We start from the raw sequence: 4,800 nt of genomic DNA on the forward strand, positions 1-4,800 counted from the left end.
CAACGGATAAAGAAGACGGGGACCTCACTGGTGATATTATAGTGGTGGATAACCCTGTTGACACTAGCCAGCCAGGCGCCTATGAGGTGCTATACAGTGTAACAGATAGTGATGGTAATCAAGCGACATTTACCCGTACCGTTATTGTGACAGAAGCACCAATCATCACGGGAGAAGAAGAAACACGTCTAAATCCAAATGCGGATTTTGATCCAATGAGCACAATGCAAGCAACGGACAAAGAAGATGGAGACCTCACTAATGAGATGAAAGTGACATCTAATAATGTGGATACCAGTCATTCTGGCACTTATAAAGTAACCTATGAGGTCATGGATAGTGACGGAAATAAAGCTATGTTCACACGCACAGTCATCGTAACTGAAGCGCCTGTTATAACAGGAAAAGACACGGTCACATTAACTCAAGGCGATTTGTTTGATGTGATGGACGATTTACAGGCGATGGATAAAGAAGATGGGGATTTAACGGCTCAAATTGTGGTTTTATCTAGCAATGTAAATATAAATGTTCCAGGAACGTACACAGTGATTTACCAAGTGACAGATAGCGATGGGAACAGTACGATGTTTACACGTAAAGTCATCGTGAAGGCGATTGTAAATCCAGTGACGCCCCAACCGATTGTGGTTCAGCCAGACATGACAATATCTACACGAGCTTCCGAAAAAACAGTACTTCCAAAAACAGGAGATCGCTCTTCATTACCAACTGGACTTGCAGGATTAGCTTTTCTCGTAGCGAGTAGTTTGTTGTTTTGGCGTAAGAAATAAATGATTTCCTTCATTTTAGGTAAGTGTGCGTAAAAATATTTTTCCTGTTACACATGTATGTTTTCTTTCCAATAAAAGGCTAAAAAGAAACGATCAAAAGGCTAAGTAATCTTTTGATCGTTTTTTTAGCGAAAAAATAAAAGTAGGATAATCAGAAAATGACTCCATTTCTGAATACTCCTCTTTTTGACTCTTTTTGCACATTTTTCAACAGTATTTTCATTAAATAAAAACATAAAAAGTGGACTTTGAAAATTTCATTATCCTATGAATAAAAAATATCCATTTAGGGTAAATTCATAATTGACAAACGAGAAAGGTTTTTTGGGATGGACTGATTAATTCGATGTATATCCTTTTCCTACGTGCAGACAAACTTGTCGAAAAATCGCATGGACATCTCGTTGAAAAGTTTGATACTCTTCTTGAGAGGGAGTAATTTGCTGTGTATCTACTGCTTGTTGGACATAACGCAACAGGATATGACATAAATTGGAACAAGAGTGGATGAATTCGGTTTGACTTGTGCCCATTTCTTTTCGATCTTCCCCAATATTTTCCACTAATTGGTAATCAATGGCGTCCCCTTTTTGAGTTTGTTTTAAAATATGGCGTAGTAACCATGTGGCTTCCCGTTCGACTTCATCCATAAAACCAGGAATAAACTTCCTTTTTGCGTATTCTTCCGAGTTTACATAGGTGGTCACCATCCATTGTGCAACAATGTCTTTAATATGGTATTCAGCAAATGTGAAGAGAGGACTTAACATGTGTGAACACTTCCTTTTTTTATAATATTTGGACGGATTACTAATTTCCTTATTAGCATATCATGAAAGCGTTTTATATAATGTGACGAAATTCTGAATATTAACGCTAATATTCTCTTTCTTTTGGTGAATTTACACATTTTTATTATTCGTCCTGTACGCTCTAGTAATGAGGTGTTGGGATTATACTGAAAATCATAAAAATTAGAATTTTCACTTGCTTTGTACTTCATGACAAGAATGGGAACAGCTGAATGGGTGACGAATGATTTTTTTAAATTATTGAGGAGAAGTCCACGTACTTTTGAAGAATTTACAAGAGAAAACATTCAATGTTTCTTAAATAAGGAAATAATTTAAGTGCCAATAGGGTATACTCTATTGAACAGTTGATAAATTATTGATATACCTAACTTTAACAGTTGTTCAATAGAACTGTTAAAAAAGTCTTTTTCAAAAGGAGTTCAAAATGGAAAAAATTGGGTATATTCGTGTGAGTTCCACAGAGCAAAATATTAATCGGCAAGTTGAACAACTTTCTCATTGTCAAAAAGTGTTTGTGGATAAATTAAGTGGTCAAAATAAAAAACGACCAGAACTTGAAAAGATGTTAGCGTATATTCGTGAAGGCGATTTAGTGGTGGTTACGGAATTAAATCGACTGGGAAGGAATAATGAAGATTTAACGGAAATTATGGATCACATCAAAAAAAGAGGGGCCACCTTAGAAGTTTTAAATTTACCTCAACTAAACGGGATTCAGGACGAAAATTTACGATTGTTGTTGAATAACTTGATCATGGAGTTGTATAAGTATCAAGCGGAATCGGAACGTAAGCGAATTATCGAACGTCAGCAACAAGGCATCCGTTTGGCCAAAGAAGCAGGCAAATATAAAGGAAAAAAACCGAAATATACGGAACACAGTGAAAATTTGCAGCATGCGTTTGATTTGTTGAATAAAGGAGCAAGTGAAGCGGAAGCAGCACGAAAAGCTGGAATAAACCGTTCTACTTTTCGGAGATATAAAGAAAAGTATTTATAAATATTTAAGTTGCATAACCTATCTTAGCGAAAGTAGTGTAAACAAAAAGCGGTCTTACGTGCGATAAGGTCGTTTTCTCGTTTTCATTTGAAATATTTTAGGCTGAATAAAAGTGCCATTGTGAAGATGGCGAGATTATTATTTGTAAAATGGAAGTAAAGAAGTTTATAAACCACTCAAAAAAATAAAAATGCCCTGGTCTCACCAAGGAAATTTCTGCTAATGAGTAAACTCACAATATCGACAACATGATGATGGATAAATATGGTATATTATAATTGAAAGAAAAATACATAAGCGGAGTTATTTTTTAATCTAAGTAGAGAAAAGAGGCCTTGTAATGAAAGGAAAAAAAGTAGCCATTTCTATAATTGGTGTATCAATTTTACTGGGGGGATGTTCGTTTATGGGACAGTCAGATGAAAAAGAAAAGAAAGTAGACGACGGGACAACACCTGTTGCGGAGTATGACGGGCAAGGGTTTATTTTTGTTGATGGTGATAAGTCTAAAGATATTGTTGAAAAAAATGAAGCAGAAATTAAAAAAAAAGCCATCAAATATATGAAAGATACATATAAAACTGATGTAAAAGTAAATAATGTGGTTCCAGCAAGAGACGCTGCCGTTGTTATGGTTGAAGCAGAGGAACCGATAGAGTTTCATACTTCTGTGATTGTGGGGATTGACCCACGTTCTAAGGAGTTGAATAGTGCTCGCTCTGAGGAAGGAAAAGTAGAGTCTGGTATTGTAAGTGGTTTATATGCTAAAGCCTACAAAGAAAAATTTGTGCATTTGGACACTTTTGCGGAAAAAGAAGCAAAAGAAAATAATTTACAAGGTTTGAATCAGGCAACAATTGATAAAACACAAGCATCGGGGTATGAGCAAATCTATTATTTTGTTCCACTTGGTGGTGATTTCACAACGGTTTATGATGCCTATATGAAAAACCCGAATATTTCTGTTGATCAATTACAAGTTCTATTTTCAAATGAAAATAGTAAGATAGAGGAGATGGATATAGCTATCCGTTATTTTAATATAGGCCAAGGTTTACCAAATCAAGAGATAGTCAATAAGATTGGCGAAAACTTGAAAAAGGAAGAAGGTTTACCTAAAGGCAACTATAATATAATTATCTATAAAAATTTTCTTGTTGACCGTGTAGGACAACCAAATGGAGACGATGTAAGGATTGAAGGAATAGAAAAATATTAATAAATAGGGAGGAGGAAACGTAATGTCTGTTTATACCAATATGAAAACGCCAGACATAGATATCATAGAATTAAGTGGGAAAATAGTTTATAGTGAGCCAAACGACTATGATAGATTAAAAGTAAACGGGAATAAATATGTTGTCAAAGAAGGCGAATATGGCACCAAATCTGGACTCGACTATATGATTGTGGAAAACACTAAAACAGGCGAAGTCGGCATGATTTTCCAAGGCACACAAGGACAAAAAGACAGTGGGCGGGATATTATTACCGATGCTACGCTTCCTGGAAATATTCCTGATGATCAACTAAAAGCGGCGGATAAAGCTTATAAGAAAATGAGTAAAAAATATGCGATTAAATACGTTGGGGGAAACTCCCTAGGCGGTGGACTCGGCAATTATGTCGCATCAAACAATGATGTGAAAAGTGTGACTTATAATCCTGCCATTTTGCCAGACGGCGAGTATTCGCAAAAGAATCCCGACATTACCAATTATATGAGCGAATATGACCCATTAACACTAGGGGAACGGAGTGCGGGATACTTGAGTCGTTTACCGGGTAAAAATATCACATTAAACAATAACTTACCCTTACTTGCCACCCTTACATCTAACCACACGGGCTATAGTGAAGCGATTAATATTGACGGTGAACAAATCTTGATTGATGCCGATGCCTATTTACCTGTTGGCGTTTGGAGTGGCGCTGTTTTGACAGGCGAAAAAGGGCATAAAATAGACGTCAATCCTGAAAATATGAAAATCTTGGCGAACGCGATGGTCACCAGAATGAAGGGACAAATCACCACTGCCCAATCACATGTGGATCATGCCGTGGATATTGTCGAACGGGAAGGCAGTAAACTAGATGACAGGAAAACCAAGCTCACCGATAGTTTTGATGATTTACTCGGACAAGGAAGCTTTGGAAAAGCGTTAACAACGATGTCAGGCTATGAATCCGT

General features: G+C 36.5%; 5 protein-coding genes. 4 read left to right on the forward strand and 1 reads right to left on the reverse strand.

All coding sequences use genetic code 11. The features are described 5' to 3' along the window. Positions 1 to 794: LPXTG cell wall anchor domain-containing protein (locus R8923_RS14165; protein ID WP_485873411.1), on the forward strand; the 794-nt coding region annotated here is incomplete at its 5' end. Positions 795 to 1,132: 338 nt separating this feature from the next. On the opposite strand, the gene R8923_RS14170 is transcribed toward R8923_RS14165, so the two are convergent. Next, positions 1,133 to 1,564: a hypothetical protein gene (locus R8923_RS14170; protein WP_485873412.1), complete on the reverse strand. Its 432-nt coding sequence runs from the start codon at positions 1,562 to 1,564 to the stop codon at positions 1,133 to 1,135. Between the two features lie 469 nt (positions 1,565 to 2,033). On the opposite strand from R8923_RS14170, the gene R8923_RS14175 reads away from it, so the two are divergent. From R8923_RS14175 to R8923_RS14185, 3 genes are all read left to right on the forward strand, one after another. Further along, a complete protein-coding gene (locus R8923_RS14175; protein ID WP_485873413.1) occupies positions 2,034 to 2,609 on the forward strand; it encodes a recombinase family protein in 576 nt (191 codons plus the stop codon). Between the two features lie 340 nt (positions 2,610 to 2,949). After that, the gene (locus tag R8923_RS14180; protein WP_485873414.1) at positions 2,950 to 3,828 is read left to right on the forward strand and encodes a DUF1672 family protein; all 879 of its coding nucleotides are present in this window, start codon (positions 2,950 to 2,952) and stop codon (positions 3,826 to 3,828) included. A 22-nt stretch (positions 3,829 to 3,850) separates the two neighbouring features. Beyond that, the coding region (locus tag R8923_RS14185) for an SA1320 family protein (protein WP_485873415.1) at positions 3,851 to 4,800 on the forward strand (950 nt) is incomplete at its 3' end.

Origin of the sequence: Listeria tempestatis (assembly GCF_963575625.1) — a bacterium.
In the GTDB taxonomy this organism is placed as follows: domain Bacteria; phylum Bacillota; class Bacilli; order Lactobacillales; family Listeriaceae; genus Listeria; species Listeria tempestatis.